Source organism: Serratia sp. 3ACOL1, from assembly GCF_003668775.1.
GTDB lineage: Bacteria > Pseudomonadota > Gammaproteobacteria > Enterobacterales > Enterobacteriaceae > Chania > Chania fonticola.
Genome location: NZ_CP033055.1, coordinates 1,682,382 through 1,698,945 on the forward strand (window position 1 = coordinate 1,682,382; position 16,564 = coordinate 1,698,945).

General features: G+C 52.2%; 15 protein-coding genes. 4 read left to right on the forward strand and 11 right to left on the reverse strand.

Features of this window, described 5'->3' with window-relative positions:
* Window positions 1-151: 151 nt before the first annotated feature.
* The 5 genes from hxsA to D9980_RS07745 all read right to left on the reverse strand — a co-directional run bounded on the left by hxsA (window position 152) and on the right by D9980_RS07745 (window position 4,552).
* Window positions 152-745, reverse strand: coding sequence for a His-Xaa-Ser repeat protein HxsA (gene hxsA / locus D9980_RS07725; RefSeq protein WP_121606946.1), 594 nt, complete (start codon window positions 743-745; stop codon window positions 152-154).
* Window positions 745-1,854, reverse strand: a complete 1,110-nt coding sequence (gene hxsC / locus D9980_RS07730; RefSeq protein ID WP_121606947.1) for a His-Xaa-Ser system radical SAM maturase HxsC — start codon at window positions 1,852-1,854, stop codon at window positions 745-747. The genes hxsA and hxsC overlap by 1 nt, the downstream gene beginning before the upstream one ends.
* Window positions 1,847-3,241, reverse strand: coding sequence for a His-Xaa-Ser system radical SAM maturase HxsB (hxsB, locus tag D9980_RS07735; protein ID WP_121606948.1), 1,395 nt, complete (start codon window positions 3,239-3,241; stop codon window positions 1,847-1,849). Before hxsB ends, hxsC begins: the two co-directional genes overlap by 8 nt.
* On the reverse strand, window positions 3,238-3,516 hold the full coding sequence (gene hxsD, locus D9980_RS07740; protein WP_238393693.1) for a His-Xaa-Ser system protein HxsD: 279 nt from the start codon (window positions 3,514-3,516) through the stop codon (window positions 3,238-3,240). The genes hxsB and hxsD overlap by 4 nt, the downstream gene beginning before the upstream one ends.
* Before the next feature lie 250 nt (window positions 3,517-3,766).
* Window positions 3,767-4,552 (reverse strand): helix-turn-helix transcriptional regulator, encoded by a 786-nt coding sequence (locus tag D9980_RS07745; RefSeq protein ID WP_121606949.1) that lies wholly within the window; start codon window positions 4,550-4,552, stop codon window positions 3,767-3,769.
* 94 nt (window positions 4,553-4,646) lie between these two features.
* On the opposite strand from D9980_RS07745, the gene D9980_RS07750 reads away from it, so the two are divergent.
* Window positions 4,647-5,783 carry an MFS transporter gene (locus D9980_RS07750; RefSeq protein ID WP_121606950.1) on the forward strand — a complete coding sequence of 379 codons (1,137 nt, stop codon included), beginning with the start codon at window positions 4,647-4,649 and terminating at the stop codon, window positions 5,781-5,783.
* On the opposite strand, the gene hrpA is transcribed toward D9980_RS07750, so the two are convergent.
* A complete protein-coding gene (gene hrpA / locus D9980_RS07755; protein WP_121606951.1) occupies window positions 5,768-9,655 on the reverse strand; it encodes an ATP-dependent RNA helicase HrpA in 3,888 nt (1,295 codons plus the stop codon). The two genes, D9980_RS07750 and hrpA, sit on opposite strands and share 16 nt — an antisense overlap.
* A gap of 313 nt (window positions 9,656-9,968) precedes the next feature.
* Between hrpA and azoR the strand changes: the two genes are divergently transcribed.
* Window positions 9,969-10,574, forward strand: a complete 606-nt coding sequence (gene azoR / locus D9980_RS07760; RefSeq protein ID WP_024486546.1) for an FMN-dependent NADH-azoreductase — start codon at window positions 9,969-9,971, stop codon at window positions 10,572-10,574.
* Between the two features lie 118 nt (window positions 10,575-10,692).
* Here the strand turns inward: azoR and D9980_RS07765 are convergent, their stop codons facing one another.
* From D9980_RS07765 to D9980_RS07775, 3 genes are read right to left on the reverse strand one after another with little or no spacing between them, the layout of a single operon-like run.
* On the reverse strand, window positions 10,693-11,016 hold the full coding sequence (locus tag D9980_RS07765) for a YdbL family protein (protein ID WP_024486547.1): 324 nt from the start codon (window positions 11,014-11,016) through the stop codon (window positions 10,693-10,695).
* Window positions 11,017-11,024: 8 nt separating this feature from the next.
* Window positions 11,025-11,222: a YnbE family lipoprotein gene (locus D9980_RS07770; protein ID WP_024486548.1), complete on the reverse strand. Its 198-nt coding sequence runs from the start codon at window positions 11,220-11,222 to the stop codon at window positions 11,025-11,027.
* Window positions 11,219-13,831 (reverse strand): YdbH family protein, encoded by a 2,613-nt coding sequence (locus tag D9980_RS07775; RefSeq protein WP_121606952.1) that lies wholly within the window; start codon window positions 13,829-13,831, stop codon window positions 11,219-11,221. The genes D9980_RS07770 and D9980_RS07775 overlap by 4 nt, the downstream gene beginning before the upstream one ends.
* Window positions 13,832-14,098: 267 nt before the next feature.
* Here D9980_RS07775 and D9980_RS07780 point away from each other — a divergent pair, with 267 nt between their 5' ends.
* Complete coding sequence (locus tag D9980_RS07780) at window positions 14,099-15,091, forward strand: 2-hydroxyacid dehydrogenase (protein ID WP_024486550.1); 993 nt, start codon at window positions 14,099-14,101, stop codon at window positions 15,089-15,091.
* Between the two features lie 89 nt (window positions 15,092-15,180).
* Window positions 15,181-15,612: a heat shock protein HslJ gene (gene hslJ / locus D9980_RS07785; RefSeq protein WP_121606953.1), complete on the forward strand. Its 432-nt coding sequence runs from the start codon at window positions 15,181-15,183 to the stop codon at window positions 15,610-15,612.
* Window positions 15,613-15,720: 108 nt separating this feature from the next.
* Here hslJ and D9980_RS07790 read toward each other — a convergent pair whose 3' ends face one another.
* A complete protein-coding gene (locus D9980_RS07790; protein WP_121606954.1) occupies window positions 15,721-15,978 on the reverse strand; it encodes a DUF333 domain-containing protein in 258 nt (85 codons plus the stop codon).
* Window positions 15,979-16,230: 252 nt separating this feature from the next.
* On the reverse strand, window positions 16,231-16,563 hold the full coding sequence (locus D9980_RS07795) for an SMR family transporter (RefSeq protein WP_021806525.1): 333 nt from the start codon (window positions 16,561-16,563) through the stop codon (window positions 16,231-16,233).
* Between the last annotated feature and the right edge of the window lies 1 nt (window position 16,564).

Consider the following 16,564-nt stretch of genomic DNA (forward strand, 5'->3'; position numbering starts at 1 on the left):
AGATTATACCGTATTCCCCTTGAACCAGGCTTCGTGCACAGCAACAGCGCTCACACAAAGCCATTGTTATAAGCTCTCAATATCGATCCTATCAATTTGCCACGATCTTGATATCTCGCAGGCGAGCCGCCTGCGATGAACCCAATCAAGACTAACGCGCTAAAATGCCGAGAGAGTTAAGTAATTGACTATCCAACGTCTCGGATGCTGGAAGATGATAATCGATACGGTATGAACTCAAGGCGCTTCGCGTTGAAGGCCCCATAACACCGTCGATGACACCATCGTAGTAACCTTTATCGAATAAGGCGAACTGGACCCTCATAATCAATCTGCGCCTTTTTTCTTTATCCGCCGTTAATTTCCCCATCCCAGAATTTGAACCGGTCACTGTAGCAGATCTCGTTGTAGACACTTCATTACTAGAACTGAACGAACGCACAGATGAACTTGAACCCGAACTCGTGCTAGGTGCTGGCTTGCTCACAGCCTTCGGATAGTAAGGCGTACTGTAACCGCCACCAGAAGAAGAACGGTGCGAACTATGACTTCGATGCGAACTATGGCTACGGTGGCCCGCGATATAAAATGGAACACCTGTATTCAATGGGGCCAGAACCAAATCATGCTCGTTGAGAGACATATTTGAAATATTCCCGATCTCAGTCGCTGAATCATTTGCCCATACAGAATTATTTAATGCCAAAAAACCCGGAAGCAATGCTGCAAAGTTGATTTTTTTCATTATATAGGTCTCGGTAATTGATGGAAACGCCCTTTGGACGAGCTAAAATAACCGGCACAAAGTGACTTTTTTCTGCATGCCTCGCACTCTTGTGGATAAAAATTTTTCCAATCGGAAATTGACTGGACAGCGTAACGCCATAATTCACTAGGTAAATGGCATAAAGGATAGTTAAAAATAACCACATTGAGCCCCGATCGGGATGCCGTCTCAACAGACTCCTTCAGATAGCTTGAATAAACCTCAGGCGACGTAAACAATCCATTCCAATTACTTCTTGCCCACCCCACTGACTCCAGCCCCATAATTGAGAACTGGTTGATATTTGAAAATACACGTCCAGCATATTCAACGACATGAGGTAAATCACGATAATTCGATTTGGTAGGTATAAATCGCAATTCGATATTCACACCCAAATTACCAGCATTAATTAATCCGCGAACGGTTTCATCAAAGGCTCCGCGACTACCAACAAGATGATCATGAACACCTTGGCGAGATGAATATAAAGGGATACCAAAAGTGATATTTAAACTTTCACATCTTTGCTTAATCTGTTTGGCGAAATGGCTATCGGAAAGCTTCCGACCGTTAGTTAACACATGCAATGACGTTTCAGGGGCGTTCTCGATAATAAAATCGAGGAAAGCCAAGAATTCATCACCATATAATAAAGGCTCCCCGCCACTGATCCCGATTACACCATCATGATTGAAAGCGGCAATAGCCAATGCAGATTGAGTCAGTAACCAGTCATCGTTTACCCGCTTAGGGGGCTGTGAACAAAACAAACACTGGTTATTGCAGCGCTCAGTAACCAAAACCGTATTGTGATTGGCTTTTCGCGATAAAATGACACGTAGCATATTATCGTTGTTAACGATCGCAATATCACCGTTTTCAATTGATTGAAAAAGGTTTTTGTTGGTAATACAAGCTGAGTAAAAAGGCTCATGTTGGCCTGCCAAGCTCTCGGTAGTTACCAGCAAGTTTGGCAGGTAAAACTGGGGGTTTTCTGGCTTGGCCTTGCATAATCGGTAGAAGCCTGGCGTCACCATCCCTTCACTTTGATAGCTAAAAATATCGTTCCTGATAACTTCAGGCATACACCCATCCCTTCAATACGTGTGCGATATCCCCATTTTCCGCTAGGGCGTTCATCAAAAAACGGAACATGCCTTTATGATAATGACAAAACGTGGACCTGCTTCGATCCCCATTGGGTTCCCCCTGTACACTGATGTTCTGGCATGGGTCCGCACCACAAAAAGGTTGGTAGGCGCAGGTGTCACAACCGGGTTGTGCAAAGTTGAATGACGATGCTAATACCGCGCGGTAGTAATCACTTTTCGAAAATGACATGTCCGCGACTCGCCCTGCGCTGAAATCAACAGCCTGATTAACTTTCTGCAGCATGCGACTCTCATCGCTTCCATAGACATGGCCATCATAGTTAAACAGTATGCAATTCAGAACCACACCACAGGGTGACTTCAGATCGGCATAACCGCTGAATCCTGGATTAAAAATCCGTTTTAGATGTATTGCAGCTGAATGTTCAACAAGCGGAATTCCCTTTTTGTTATGCTCGACAATCTGATCGATGAGTGTCTTGTAGAACGTATAATATTCACTCATTGAAAACGAAAAGTTGTCATGATGTGCAAATCCATATGGACTCACTGGCCTTACAAAAATATCGGTCAAATCTAGTGACAAGTGAGCATCGATGATTGAAGAAGGATTTTTGATCAACTCCTTTGTCACGGTAGTGACTGTAGATACTCGCTCTTTACCTAACTCGGTTTTAATTCTGAGAATTCCATCTGACGCTTTTGCATAAGAAACATTTCCGGCAAGAATCCGGCTTTTGTTATGAACACCTTCCTCACCATCGAGAGAAACCGAAAACGAGATATTGCGCTGCTTAGCCCATGAGATAATCGATACATCCAGTAGAGACAAGCTCGTGGCAATGACTATTTCAAAAGCTTCGTCTCCCAAGGTCTGTTCACACTGCTCATAGATTAACTGTATGAGATCAAAACGAAGAAACGGCTCCCCACCCTGTATTTCAATTTTGTAAGGGGGTGAAGCCAGCCTTTTTATTTGTTTGACGATCAGCGGAATCAAGTTTGCGTCAAGATCATACCCTTTAGCCCCTACCGCAGTACGACTGACCTGACAATACTTGCAGGTGTGGTCGCATCTTAATGTTGGAACAATCATAAAGATCGGGTTTACGGCCAGGTCGCTCATCAGTCGTTTAGCAAAGCCAGAACTCAGGGCAGAGGCCGTAAGGGATTGATTATTCTCTTCAGTGAGGAATAATTGGCTTTCTAAAACCTCATTAGCAAATTTATCGTTGGTAATAGAGCTTTTTATCAACACTGGAAAGTCTTTTTCAGCGATGAAATGGTGAAAACCAGCCAGGTTACTGATGAAAACATCGCCATTACTTAACCTGTCAAAGTTAAACGGCATAAGCTTCATTCACCAAGCCTCGCGTCAATGTTGCTCAACACTCTATCGATGATAGAAGCTCTGACGTGGCCAGTTTGTTTATACAGTATCTCACGAAGTTGATAGTCGTTCAGCAGCCGTGCGAACTCAAATTGGCACTCATCAGTAAAGGTATCGAACGTGATAACCCAATCAAACTCGCCTTCATCGATTTTCCATCGTGAGTGGGTTGTTATCCAATACAAGGCATTTCTTATAACCCATTCAGAATGCTGCGTTTTCCTTATTCTCTTTTCCAATTTCACAACTCCATTGCCTTGAAAAAACCTTCAATTCATATTTGAGTATTTTTTTGTTATCTACCTAGCTTGATATTACGTTCAAATGGTTACAATAATCGTGAGTTATCTCATAAAAGTTCCTAAATCCATGCAATAAAATGTGATTTTGAAATAATTACTTTTGAAAATTATTATTTCTGCATGTTTTTCGTTAGGATTTAAATTTTTGGTTCTAAAACTGCGTGTCCAGCCAACCTTAAATACAGAGCCGTATTTAAAAACCCCATTCCCCACCCGCCATAAACCGCTTTGGCGTGGTGCCGGTATACTGGCGGAAAAAGGCGATAAACGCGCTGTCGCTAGAGAAGGCCAGCCGCTGCGCAACCGCACTTACGGAAGGCAATTGCGCCAGTAACTCAATGGCGTGCATCAAACGCCATTGCTGGCACCACTGCTGATAGCTCAGCCCGGTTTCCCGCAGGAAAATTCGCGTTAGCGTTTTAGGATGCAGATTGATCGCCTTGGCCAATACCACCAGCCCGGGTAGTTGATCAACGCCGTTTAAGCCGTCAACCCAGGCCGCAACTCGCGGATCGCTCGGTAGCAGCAAACTGGTATTTTCCTGCTCCGCCACGCTCAGTTCATTGCGCAGGACTCGTAATAAATCTTCCGCCTGGGGGTTCTGCTGCGCATAGTCAAACGGCCAATGTGCGATGCGTTCTATCACCGCGGCCAGTAACGGATTGGCGGCCAACACCGCACTGTGCGGCATTGCCAGCATCGCGGCATCCGCAAAATAAAGCGAACGGTAAGCCACCTGCCCGCGCAGTTGCACGCGGTGTCGCACCCCGCTCGGTATCCAGATAATGCGCGTTGGCGGCAGGATCAGCCAGCGTTCGGCTAATGTCACCGTCATACAGCCACGTGGTGCATAGAGGATCTGGGCCCGTTGATGCTGATGTTCGCCAGAATCATGATCCGCCAGCTCGGCACTAATTCCCACCACCGGAGCGGAGTAACTATCCGGATCAAAAACCTGATGTTGCAGAATCAGCGCCATGCCACAGTCCTATTCTCATTGTTTTTTGTCCCGATGATTGTAATCGAACAATCACCATCTCCCTATACTGGCGATACTTTTTAGGGAGAATGTCATGTCCGTCAAAAATCTACCTCTGCTACTGATCATCGTGATGATCATGGCACCACAAATCCTGGAAACGCTCTATAGCCCGGCGTTAACCGCTATCCGCTTTGATTACCAGATCGATGCCACGCAGGCCAGCCACACCCTGTCGGTCTATTTTTTCGCCTTCGCTTTCGGCGTGGCGTTTTGGGGAACGATCAGCGACAAATATGGCCGTAGAACCGCCATGCTCGCCGGTTTGCTGCTGTATACGGCCGGAGCCTTGCTGGCGTTGCTGAGCAACTCTTTCACGTTGCTCATCGTCTCACGCGCCGTTATCGCCTTTGGTGCCGCCGTTGGTTCTGTGGTGACACAGACCATGCTGCGCGATGTCTATCAGGGGCAGGCGTTAGGCAAGATGTTTGCGATAATTGGCATGGCATTGTCGATAAGCCCGGTGTTGGGGATGTTTAGCGGCGGAATGCTGGTGTTTTGGGGCGGTCGCATGGCCATTTTCTCCGCGCAAGCCGGATTGGCGCTGTTGCTGCTGATCTGGTGCTGGCGAGCGCTGCCAGAAACCCGCCAGCAAACCGCCGGTATCGCTTTACTCCCCTGTTTGCAGGAGATGCTGCGCGATAGGCAAATCTGGTGCTCGGCGTTGCTGGTTGCCAGTTTTAACATCATGGCGTTCAGCTACTTCAGTCTAGCCCCGTTTATTTTTCAGACCTTGGGGCTGACCAGCGAGCAGTTTGGTTATTCGGGGATTGTTTTGGCCTTTGGCAGCCTGTGCGGCGCAGCGGCAAACCGCTACCTTCTGCAAAAAGGATTATGCGCTTACCGGCAGATCCAAATGGCCAGTCTGTTAGCCCTGTTGGCCGCTGTTGCTGCATGGCATTGGCAGGCAAGTCTGATGATCCTGTTGCCCTGTATGGCGGTGACCGTGGCCTTTGGCTTGGCCATTCCCAATATTCTCAGTCAGGCCCTGAAGCATTACCGCAACCGGCTGGGTGCTGCCGGAGCGGTATTGGGGTTACTCTATTATCTGCTGATCGCTGGCGGCCTGGCACTGGCCGCCATGGGCCAGCACCTGCCGTTAACGCTGCTGGGATGTAGCTTGTTAAGCCTCGCCTGTTCAGCAAGGCTTAAAGGTTACGCAGAAAGCTGATCGATGGTCTGCAAGATACGCTTCTCAGAAATCGGGTAAGGCGTACCCAACTGCTGCGCGAACAGGCTGACGCGCAGCTCCTCGATCATCCAGCGTACCGCCTTCACCTCTTCATCCTGCAGGCGTTTTGGCGGCAGCTTGTTCAGCCACTGCTGCCACGCCTGTTGGACCTGCTCCACCCGGATCATCTGAGCGCGATCGCGGTGCGGATCGATCGCCAGCTTCTCCAGACGGCGCTCTATCGCTTGCAGATAACGCAAGGTGTCCGGCAGGCGGCTCCAACCATTATTGGTGACAAAACCGCGGTAAACCAGGCCATTAAGCTGGGCCTTGATGTCGGACAGCGCCAACGCCAACGAGATATCAACGCGCCCTTTCAGGCGTTTGTTGATATTGAACACCGTCGTCAGGATCTGTTCCACCTGCTTGGCCACGCCTACCACGGTTTCATTCAGCTCGGCCCGTACCAACTCTTGCAGCCGGGCAAAGTTCTCTTCCGCCCACACCGGCCCGCCGTGTTCGGCAATCAGCTTGTCGATGCCGCAGGAGATACAGTCGTCGATCAGATCCAGTACCTTGCCATACGGGTTGAAATACAGCCCAAGCTTGGCCTTGTTCGGCAACTTCTCATGCAGATATTTGATCGGCGAAGGGATGTTCAACAGCAACAAACGGCGCGTACCTTGCCACATGGCCTGCTGCTGCTCCTGTTCGCTGTCAAACAGGCGGATGGCTACGCTGTCTTTTTCGTCCACCAGCGCCGGGTAAGCCTTGACCGAGTAACCGCCACGCTTCTGCTCATAAAACTCAGGCAGTTTGCCAAAGCTCCAGATATGCAGATTGCTCTGTTCCAGGCCATCATCAGCCACGGCCGACAGCGTCTCTTGCACCTTATCTTTGAGCTGGGCCCGCAACGCGGCCAGATCTTTGCCTTCGCGCAGGGTTTTGTGTTTCTCACCCACCACGCGGAAGGTCATTTTCAGATGATCGGGCACCTGATCCCACTGCCAATCCTCACGTGACACCGTCACGCCGGTCATGCGACGTAACTCGCGTTCCAGCGAGTCCAGCAGCGGCATTTCCAACGGCGTTGCCCGGCCAAGGAAAGCTTCAGCGTAGTTCGGTGCTGGCACAAAATTGCGGCGCATCGGCTTAGGCAACGATTTGATCAGCGCGATCACCAGTTCACGGCGGATACCGGGGATTTGCCACTCAAAACCGGCCTCTTCCACCTGATTGAGGATCGGTAACGGGATGTGCACTGTCACGCCATCGGCGTCGGTGCCCGGCTCAAACTGGTAGGTCAGACGCAACTTGAGGTTGCCCTGATACCAGTAGTTCGGATAATCCAGCGCGCTGACCTTATTGGCTCCGTCCTTGATCAACATCTCTTTTTCGAAGTTGAGCAGCTCAGCGTTCTGCTTCCCGGCGGTTTTCCACCACTGGTCAAAATGACGCCCGGACACCACGTCGCTCGGAATACGCTGATCGTAGAAACTGAACAGCGTCTCGTCATCCACCAGAATGTCGCGGCGGCGCGATTTGTGTTCCAGCTCTTCCACTTCGGCACGCAGCTTCAGGTTGGCGGCGAAGAACGGGTGCCGCGTTTGCCAGTCACCCTCCACCAGCGCATGGCGGATAAACAGTTCACGGCACAGCAGCGGATCGATGGTGCTGTAATTCACCGGGCGAGCCGCGACGATCGGCAACCCAAACAGCGTGACCTTTTCGCTGGCCATCACCGCGCCCTGGGATTTGGACCAGTGCGGTTCGCTGTAATGATGCTTGACCAGGTGCTGAGCCATCGGCTCAATCCATTCTGGTTCGATACGCGCGGCTATACGGCCCCACAGGCGGCTGGTTTCCACCAGTTCTGCCACCATCGTCCATTTCGGCGGCTTCTTGAACAGCCCGGAGCCAGGGAAGATGGAGAAACGGGCGTTGCGCGCACCGGTAAACTCTTGCTTATCCGCATCCTTCTGGCCAATGTGCGAAAGCAGGCCGCTCAGCAGCGCGGTATGCACACTACGATAATCCGAAGGCACGCTGTTGACCGGCAGGCCCAGCTCTTTCACTACCTGGCGCAGTTGGGTATAGATATCCTGCCATTCACGTACCCGCAGATAGTTGAGGAAATCGTTGCGGCACAGGCGGCGGAACTGGCTGGAAGAGTTTTCCTTCTGCTGCTCTTTCAGGTAATCCCACAGGTTGACGAACGCCATAAAATCGGAGTCTTTGTCGGCGAAGCGGCGGTGTTTTTCATCGGAGGCCTGTTGCTTATCCATTGGCCGCTCACGCGGATCCTGGATCGACAACGCCGAGGTGATGATCATCATCTCACGCACGCTGCCACTCTTCTGGGCTTCCAGCACCATTCGAGCCAAACGTGGGTCGATCGGCAACTGCGCCAACTGACGGCCCTGTGGGGTCAGTTGATAGTGGCCGTTTTCCGCAGTTTTGATCGCCCCCAACTCTTCCAACAGGCGCACGCCGTCCTGAATATTGCGGTTATCCGGTGCTTCGACAAACGGGAAGGCGGCAATATCACCCAATCCCAGCGAGGTCATCTGCAAAATGACCGAGGCCAGGTTGGTTCGCAGAATTTCCGGGTCGGTAAACGCCGGGCGAGACAGGAAATCCTGCTCCGAGAACAGGCGGATACAGATACCGTCCGAAACACGCCCACAGCGGCCCTTACGCTGGTTGGCAGAAGCCTGCGAAACCGGCTCGATCGGCAAACGCTGCACTTTGGTACGGAAGCTGTAGCGGCTGATACGCGCCGTACCTGGGTCGATAACGTATTTAATACCCGGCACGGTCAGCGAGGTTTCTGCCACGTTGGTCGCCAGCACGATGCGGCGGCCGTGGTGCGACTGGAACACCCGATTCTGTTCACTGTTGGACAGGCGGGCATACAGCGGCAGCACCTCGGTGTGCGGCAGGTTGAGCTTGGTCAGCGCATCGGCGGTGTCACGGATTTCACGCTCACCGCTCATAAAGATCAGGATATCGCCTGGCCCTTCACGCCCCAATTCGTCCACCGCGTCGAAGATGGCCTGAAGCTGATCGCGTTCGGTATCGTCGGCGTCGTCCACCACCGGCCGATAACGCACCTCCACTGGATAGGTACGGCCAGAAACCTCAATGATCGGCGCATTGTTGAAGTGGCGAGAAAAGCGCTGCGGATCAATGGTGGCCGAGGTGATGATCACCTTCAGATCCGGGCGTTTTGGTAACAGCTCCCGCAGGTAACCCAGGATGAAATCGATGTTCAGACTGCGCTCGTGCGCCTCATCGATGATCAAGGTGTCGTACTGCATCAGCAGGCGATCCTGCTGGATTTCGGCCAGCAAGATCCCGTCGGTCATCAGTTTGACCAGGGTATTTTCACCCACCTGATCGTTGAAGCGCACCTTGTAGCCGACGCTGCCACCCAGCGGGGTTTCCAGCTCATCGGCAATGCGGTTGGCAACGGTGCGTGCAGCCAGGCGGCGCGGTTGCGTGTGGCCAATCAGGCCTTTGACGCCGCGCCCTAACTCCAGGCAGATTTTCGGTAGCTGCGTGGTCTTGCCGGAGCCGGTTTCACCCGCCACGATCACCACTTGATGATCGCGGATGGCGGCAAGAATGTCCTGTTTCTTCTGGCTGACAGGCAGGCTTTCAGGGTAAGTGATTTTCGGGCACGAGGCCGCGCGGGAGCGCACCTTCTGCAAGGCTTGCTCGATATCACCCGCTATTTCTGTGGCAACCGCCTGTTGAGCTTCGGGGCTTTTGACTTTGCGCGCACCTTGCAACCGGCGTTGCAGGCGCTGCTGATCACGGAGCATCAAGTCACCCAGTTGGGATGACAATGCCGCGAGCGTAGATTTCACGTTCGGTGTTCCTTGTTTCTTCGCAGCTACTGGTTAACGTCAGGGACTAGGTTTGATGTTATAGCTGACGTGTAGGTGCCAATAACTGCGTTTATTAAATTAGGTTTATCGATTTTTTGACTTAGCGCAGCAGGATACCACAATGGCATTTCTCCCCATAATCCATCCGTTTAGCCTGGATTTTCTTGTTCAATAAAATCGAACGTAGATCTCGAAATATTCCGCTATCCCTGTTGGAACAATGTGAATAGAGTGTACCTCATGCAACGGGCAACCAGCCCTGATGTCACAGTCAACATGAAAGGAATTTTCGATGAGCAAAGTATTGGTTCTAAAATCCAGCATCCTGGCTACTTATTCTCAATCTAACCAACTGGCTGATTTCTTCGTTGAGCAGTGGGCCAATACTCACAGCAACGATACCATCACCGTACGTGACCTGGCTGCACAACCGATCCCTGTGCTGGATGGCGAACTGGTTGGCGCAATGCGCCCTTCAGATGCCCCGCTGACCCCACGCCAGAAAGAAGCACTGGCCCTGTCAGACGAACTGATTGCCGAGCTGCAAGCCAACGATACTATCGTTATCGCCGCGCCGATGTACAACTTCAACATCCCAACTCAGTTGAAGAATTATTTTGACCTGATTGCCCGTGCCGGCGTCACCTTCCGTTACACCGAGAACGGCCCGGAAGGCTTGGTGAAAAACAAACGCGCCATCATTCTGACCAGCCGTGGCGGCATCCATAAAGGCACCCCAACCGACCTGGTAGAACCTTACCTGCGTCTGTTCCTGGGCTTTATCGGTATTACCGAGGTTGAGTTCGTCTTTGCCGAAGGGATTGCCTACGGTCCAGACGTTGCGACCAAAGCCCAGGCCGATGCCAAAGCGTTACTGGCCGAAGTGATCGCCGCTTAAATAGCGATACCAGGGCGCAGAGATTGCGCTCTGGGAAGTGAAACACACCTGCAAAATCCGTTTTACCCTCAGAACAATAAGTCGTTTAAATTCCGTTGCGCGCCTAAGGCGCGCTTTTTTATTTCTGCAACCACTGACCGTTAATGCCACGGACATATTCCCCTGCTGGCGCTCGTGTCACCAGCTTCTGCCCGGCCATCCGCGCGACTTCATCGATGGCGATATGATTGCTGGCGGCCACCTGCTGATATTTCTCGGCGCGCCCGGCATTGATTTTTTTCACCAACGCCTGAGTCTCCGCATCCTGCTTCACCGGAGCGATATAACCACTGAGCGTTTCGCCTACCCGCCCCTGCTGCTTGGCTTCATCCAGCGTCAACGCCTGAGCCATCCCGCTGAATAACCAACCGGCGGCAATCAACCACAGATAATGCTTTTTCATGCTGGCTCCTAGAACAGACCGCTTTGGTCTTTCAGCAGGTTCTCAACGTCCTTATCCACTTTGATATGGATCTCATGCTCAATTTTGACGTTCATATTGATGGTGATGGGATCTTTAGGCGTCGCCACCTCAATGCGCGGTACACAACCGCTCAGCAAGGATGCGCCCAACACGGCTGCCAGCAATGGCCCTGTCGCGTTCTTCATTGTTGTTCCTCGGGTTTAGAGAGCGCCTGCTCCAGCCACTCTTGTAAATTGTCGCCAAAGCGCAGGCTGCGCCACAGCTGAAACACGTTTTCCTGATGGCTATAGTTAAGGATAACCTCACGCTTGGCATTTTTCTGCGGATTTACGCCATCGATATGCGCCTTTAGCGTCAGTTCGCCCAGGTTATCGAGATCGACCCGCGCCTTTGAGCGGTTGATTTCCATGTAGCGTAGCCAGTCGATGGCAGCACCGGTGGCCAGGTTATTGCTGCCAATGGCATCGGCCATATCTTTATCCAGCCGCAACGTCATAACCCCCGCATTGGCGATCCAGCCGTTTTGCACCAGCCATTTGGGGTGGTTGAGGAACAGAGGTAACTCACCGTTGATGCGGCCAGACATGGCGAACTGCTTTGGCTTGAGCGCGGTAAACAGCGCGCTGAGGTCGATTTGATCCAGTTTGAGCACCGCCGCATCATGCTGCGGCATACGTAATGCCGAAAGGCTGATATGACCGTTCAGCATATCTACACCGATATTGCTCAACGTCAACGGATACGCCTCGCTGTACGGATAGGTACCTTGGAGATCGGCGGTAATATTCTGCATCTCAAACAGCGTCTTGATAGACTTGATGCGCAGCATGATCGGGCGTTTGGCCCCAAGCTGCCACAGGTGGTTCTTAAACCGATAGGGCAAGACAAAATCCAGCCCGCTCAATTCGCCGTCTTGCAGCCACATGCCACCGTTGCGTACCACCCAGTGGCCACCAGCTTCAAACCCCTGCACTCGTGCCGCTGAGAATGCCGACTGTGCATAGAACTCACCCGCGCGCAGTTTGATGTTCAGATCGGGTGAAATCAGCGGTTGGAATACCGTTAACGACTGTTTTGGCCACCAGCCTTCACCACGCAGGCGTTCGCCATCCCAGCGGCCACGCAACTTGATTGGCCCAATCTGCTCGGCCTGCAACGCGCCTTGCCATTGAAAACTGTCTGGCCCCGTACCTTGCAACTGCAAATCCAGCACCGAAGCCGGCAAATAACTGCCTGCACCAAAACTGGTTTTGTCAGCCACCAGTTGCACACCGCCGGTAAGGCTCGGTGCTTTGATATCCCGCTGCCACTTGATCGGCTGGCTTAGCGTCATGCGTGGTGTCGCGACTGTGACCATGCCGTATTTCAAGCGATCAAAACCGGTAGAAAGACGATCCAGGGTGATGCTGGTGTCCTGCCAACGCCCACTGCCTGCGACATCCCATGCAGCTTGTAGTGGCGGTAACTTGCCGTTCCCCCAAGAACGCCATTGCCACTGACCATGGTCTGGCCAGAAATCTTGTGCCTGACCGTCCAGATGCAGCTTGAAGCGCCCCCAGTAACTTTCGCTGGCACTGATAATCGCCTGCAAACGGCCAGTGACCCCAAGAGCGGTGACTCTTACCCCAGCCAGCGGCAGCCGAGCCTCTTCCAGCTTCATATCCGGTGCCGGGCTGCCCCAGGCGCGCAGTAATGATCCCGGCTGTAGCACCAGCGTTGGGTTAAGGATCGAGCCGCTGATAATGCCGGGGATTGACGCCGTAAGCGAGAGATTGGCCAGGTTTGCCTGCCCGGTAAGCTGGAATCCCAGATCGCTGTTGGTCAGGCTCAGGCTACCCGGCCCCAACGTCAGCACCGCGTTGCCCTTGCCGTTGTGCCCGGCGGTGATCACGTTCAAACGTGCGGTAATTTGGGTTTCGTCAAACCCCCGGCTCCAGTCATGCAACGCCACATTCAATCCACCACTGAGCGGTTGCTCCAGGTAAGGCCAGCGCCATTCCCCTTTTTCGATGCTGATCTGTTTTGGCGTTAATGCCCAGGGGAGAGTAGCCAACGGTTGGTCGCTGCCCTTTTCCGTCAGGGTCAACACCCCCTGCTGCTGTTGCCAATGCAAATCCAGCAACAAGGGTTTTTCCAGATAGGCAGTTTGTATCTCACCTTGCAACGCCCCTTGGGTTGGTAAACTGTCCATATCCAGCGGTATGGTGACTTTGCCTGTCAGTTGAACAGGAACCGTGCTGTTGGGTGGCGTGATGCTAAGCTTGCTTAACGTCAGTTGCTGATGTTCATCCAACTGTGCCTCGGCGGTGACATTCTTGCCTTGATAATGCAGCCGTTGGCCAGTGGCCACAGATGACAGCTGCAATTTGCCGGCATAGGCTTGCCATGGGGTGAGAGTGAGAAGATTGATGTTCAGGTCAAACGGCGGCAGCATCGCTTGCAGTTGGTCTAGCGTTAACGGCGCGCTGTCACCCTCGGCGGCGGGCAATTTTGACAGGCAGGCGGTATCGACGTCCGCTCGTTCGCTCTTTAAATGCCAATTGCCCATCTGGTAAGAGAGTTGCAGTTCACTGACATTGGCTATGGCACAGCCTTGGGCGCTGAACTTCAGCCCATCAAGATACAAAGATCCCTGATGCCAGCGCAACGGCCCTTGTAAAACCAGTTGGCTACCCTGCGGCAACCAAGGAGCGATCGCTCGCGGCAACCAACGCGGCAGGGTTTGCCATAGCGTTAAGAGCAACAGGGCGATACCCACCACGATCGCTACGAATACTTTTAATCTCTTTGTCATTAAGCGCAGGTTTAGTTCCTGATAAACATCGATTAGCCAGGCGCAATGATGACACGGATCCCCTGGCAGGTGAAGGTGAACCCATCTCATCATTTATAGAGCAGGTTTCGCAATTTTGATATTTACCCAGTGAATATAGAAAATGGCTAATACACTGATTATCAGCATAAAACCCTAAAAGACCTGCGCCGCCACAGGGCGCTAAACCATTGTCGTATTTGGCAAAATATGTTAATTTGATCACATAATCACGCGGGAGAAACCACGATGAAAATGGCGATTTACAGCACCAAACAGTATGACCGTAAGTATCTTGAATTGGTAAATCAGCAGTTTGGTTATGAGCTGGAGTTTTTCGACTTTCTGCTAAGCAAGAAAACCGCCAAAACGGCTATCGGCTGTAAGGCCGTGTGCATCTTCGTCAATGACGACGGTAGCAGGGAAGTGCTGGAAGAGCTGGCTGCGCTTGGGGTCGAGATCCTCGCCCTGCGTTGTGCCGGGTTCAATAACGTCGATCTGGATGCGGCGAAAGAGCTGGGTATCAAGGTGGTGCGCGTTCCGGCTTATTCACCTGAAGCCGTAGCCGAACACGCCGTGGGCATGATGATGTGCCTGAACCGCCGCATTCATCGTGCCTATCAACGCACCCGCGATGCCAACTTCTCGCTGGAAGGGCTGATCGGCTTCAATATGCATAACCGCACCGCCGGGGTGATTGGCACCGGTAAGATCGGCGTAGCCACCATGCGTATTCTGAAAGGCTTTGGCATGAAGCTCTTGGCCTACGACCCCTACCCAAGCGCGCAGGCGTTAGAGCTGGGTGCCGAATATGTCGATCTTAAAACGCTGTATGCCCAGGCGGACGTGATCACCCTGCACTGCCCATTAACGCCGGAAAACCATCACCTGCTGAATGCGGACGCGTTTTCGATGATGAAGGACGGCGTGATGGTAATTAACACCAGCCGCGGTGCCTTGATCGACTCCTCCGCCGCCATCGATGCCCTCAAACAGCAAAAGATTGGTGCGCTGGGGATGGACGTATACGAGAACGAACGCGACCTGTTCTTTGAAGACAAATCCAACGATGTGATCCAGGACGACGTTTTCCGCCGCCTGTCCGCCTGCCATAACGTGCTGTTTACCGGCCACCAGGCGTTCCTGACGGAAGAGGCGTTGACCAGTATCTCGCAAACCACGTTGAAAAATATTGAACAGCTTGCACGGGGTGAAGCCTGCCCCAATCAGCTTAATGCCTGATGCTTTGGGGCGTACTTTACGTCCCTAACTCTCTCAACCTTTTCGTAGGGGCGCTGCATGCTGCGCCCGTTTATCTTCTGGAAACAATAATGAAAAAACTGATCCCTTTAGCAATGGCCTGTGCGCTATTGGCTGGTTGTGGTTCCGCGCAAACCAAACAACAAACCGTAGTAGAAAGCGATCTGCTGCATCATAACTTTGTGTTGCAAAGCGTGGATGGTGTGGCAGTTGAGGCGAAACAAGGCAGCGGCCCGAGCATTGAGTTCGGCGAGAAAATGAATATTTCCGGGTCTATGTGCAACCGTTTCTTCGGCCAGGGCCAGTTAGAAAACGGCGTGCTGACGGTGAAAAACCTCGCCACTACCCGCATGATGTGCGCGGATCCACAACGTAACCAATGGGATCAAGCCATCGGGACGCTGCTGGCTAACGGTGCAAAAGTCTCACTCAATGGCCAACAGTTGACCCTGAGCGGCAGCGATCACCAACTGGTATATACCCTGAAAGACTGGGTTAACTAATTATCCCCTTCACCCCAACCCTCTCCCAAAGGGAGAGGGAGCTGGTACGGTGATGTAGGTAACAATGGTTGCCAACCTGTAGCACCTTACGACCGGGATAAAATGGCCTTACCGGGCACAGGCTCCACGGCCCAGCGCCGACTCTTCGCACTGTTTGCCGTTCGGCATCTGACACATTCTGAGCGTATCGCCGTTGAGCGAATGGGCAATGGTGGTTACTCCGCCCACGCTGGCACAGCTTTCGCTGGTAGGTATCGCACCAATATTGGCACTGGTGGCGATCTGCTGTGGTTCTTGGTTGTTATTACTGCTGCAGGCAGCCAAAGAGAGTATGGCGCCGGCAAGCAGCCATTTTGCTGAGATCATTATTCGTACCCCTGAACCGAAACGATGCTGTGTAATTTTGCCATTGCTGATAACCCGAGCCACTGGAACGATGGGCCCGTTTGGTTATCTTTGATGTCCACCCGTTGAGCTTCAAGTTGCCGCCTATTCATCTCATCAACAAGCGGCAACCGGAAAGACAACTTTAGTAATCTAGCTTGTTAGCTTAATAATAGAAATATGATTAGCCATTAATTTGGCTTTTTTTTGACCTGAAAGCATTTTAGCTCCCGATCAGTGCCCTGCCGACTTGGAGAGCAGATTGATCACCAGCACCCCAGCAATAATCAGCCCCATACCAACCACCGCAGGCAAATCCAGCTTCTGCTGATAAATAAACACCGCGGCAATAGACACCAGCACGATCCCCAACCCGGACCAGATGGCATAGACAATCCCCAGCGGCATGGTTTTTACCACCATCGAAAGCCCCCAAAATGCTACCGCGTAACCCAACACGACAAACACCGATGGCCACAAGCGGGTAAACCCTTCGGAGGCTTTCAGCAAGGTGGTGGCGATCACTTCGGCGATAATCGCCATAGCTAAATAGATAAATGCGGTCATT

Excerpts from the sequence above, each read along its gene's own strand:
- D9980_RS07795 (WP_021806525.1), bottom strand. The coding sequence starts at position 16,563 with ATGACCGCATTTATCTATTTAGCTATGGCGATTATCGCCGAAGTGATC.
- hxsC (WP_121606947.1), bottom strand. The coding sequence starts at position 1,854 with ATGCCTGAAGTTATCAGGAACGATATTTTTAGCTATCAAAGTGAAGGG.
- hxsA (WP_121606946.1), bottom strand. The coding sequence starts at position 745 with ATGAAAAAAATCAACTTTGCAGCATTGCTTCCGGGTTTTTTGGCATTA.
- D9980_RS07790 (WP_121606954.1), bottom strand. The coding sequence starts at position 15,978 with ATGATCTCAGCAAAATGGCTGCTTGCCGGCGCCATACTCTCTTTGGCT.
- hxsB (WP_121606948.1), bottom strand. The coding sequence starts at position 3,241 with ATGAAGCTTATGCCGTTTAACTTTGACAGGTTAAGTAATGGCGATGTT.
- D9980_RS07750 (WP_121606950.1), top strand. The coding sequence starts at position 4,647 with ATGTCCGTCAAAAATCTACCTCTGCTACTGATCATCGTGATGATCATG.
- azoR (WP_024486546.1), top strand. The coding sequence starts at position 9,969 with ATGAGCAAAGTATTGGTTCTAAAATCCAGCATCCTGGCTACTTATTCT.
- D9980_RS07775 (WP_121606952.1), bottom strand. The coding sequence starts at position 13,831 with ATGACAAAGAGATTAAAAGTATTCGTAGCGATCGTGGTGGGTATCGCC.
- hslJ (WP_121606953.1), top strand. The coding sequence starts at position 15,181 with ATGAAAAAACTGATCCCTTTAGCAATGGCCTGTGCGCTATTGGCTGGT.
- D9980_RS07770 (WP_024486548.1), bottom strand. The coding sequence starts at position 11,222 with ATGAAGAACGCGACAGGGCCATTGCTGGCAGCCGTGTTGGGCGCATCC.
- D9980_RS07745 (WP_121606949.1), bottom strand. The coding sequence starts at position 4,552 with ATGGCGCTGATTCTGCAACATCAGGTTTTTGATCCGGATAGTTACTCC.
- D9980_RS07765 (WP_024486547.1), bottom strand. The coding sequence starts at position 11,016 with ATGAAAAAGCATTATCTGTGGTTGATTGCCGCCGGTTGGTTATTCAGC.
- D9980_RS07780 (WP_024486550.1), top strand. The coding sequence starts at position 14,099 with ATGAAAATGGCGATTTACAGCACCAAACAGTATGACCGTAAGTATCTT.